General features: G+C 45.0%; 1 protein-coding gene. It reads right to left on the bottom strand.

Annotated features, from left to right (window positions below; genetic code table 11):
* On the bottom strand, positions 1-1,065 hold a 1,065-nt coding region (locus R7F07_RS25335), incomplete at its 3' end, for a M1 family aminopeptidase (RefSeq protein ID WP_318110686.1).
* Positions 1,066-1,095 lie beyond the last annotated feature (30 nt).

Below are 1,095 nucleotides of genomic sequence, written 5' to 3'. Positions count from 1 at the left end.
ATCTTCAGCAAACTGAGGGCCACGAATAATGCGCACGTTGTCGATTCGATTTACCGCACGTGAACCTAAGTCAGAAGAAAACTCTTGATCACGGAACACCGTCAAACCTTCTTTTAGGCTCAGCTGGAACCAATCACGGCAAGTCACGCGGTTGCCTGTCCAGTTATGGAAGTATCCATGGCCAATCACAGCTTCAATACCCAAGTAATCTCGGTCTGTCGCCGTTTGGTCATTCGCCAGAACAAACTTAGAGTTAAAGATATTTAGGCCTTTGTTTTCCATTGCGCCCATATTGAAGAAATCAACCGCCACGATCATGTAAATATCGAGGTCGTATTCTAGACCAAAGCGTTCTTCGTCCCACTTCATTGAGTTGATTAGCGATGTCATCGCGTGACCCGCTCGGTCTAAGTTGCCTTTATCGACAAAGATTTCTAGGTCAACGTTGCGACCAGACATTGTGGTGTATTTATCGCGAAGAACATCAAAGTCACCAGCGACAAGCGCAAATAGATAAGCTGGTTTTGGATGTGGATCTTGCCATTGCACCCAATGACGACCGTTCTCTGCTTCGCCTTGTGCAATACGGTTACCATTGCTGAGCAAGTATGGATATGTTGCTTTATCTGCAATGACTTTGGTTGTGTATTTTGCCAGTACGTCTGGGCGATCTAAGTAATACATGATGCGGCGGAAGCCTTCTGCTTCACACTGTGTACAGAATGCACCACCAGATTTGTACAGACCTTCAAGTGCGGTGTTGGCTTCAGGATCAATTTTAGTGATGATTTCAAGTTCGAACTCAGCAGGTAAGTCAGACAGTACTAGGGACGCCTCTTTTACTTCATGATGCGCCCAATCTTCGCCGTTCACCTTAACTGAACGAAGCTCTAACCCTTCACCATCCAGTTCTAGAGTCGTTGATTCACCCTTTTGAACTACTTTTGATAGTGCAGTAACGATGGTGTCGTTGTCGTAAAGATCAAACGTAAGATCAATATCAGTAATTGTGTGGGATGGCGCTTGATAATCTTTACGATATTTCGCCTGGGGAGCTTGAGACATGTCCATAAATCCTTGTATGTCGAACTACAA

The organism is Vibrio sp. YT-16 (genome assembly GCF_033337405.1).
Classification (GTDB): Bacteria; Pseudomonadota; Gammaproteobacteria; order Enterobacterales; family Vibrionaceae; genus Vibrio; species Vibrio alginolyticus.
The sequence above is the reverse complement of the archived record's forward strand: the minus strand, read 5'-3'. Positions and strand labels throughout refer to the sequence as shown.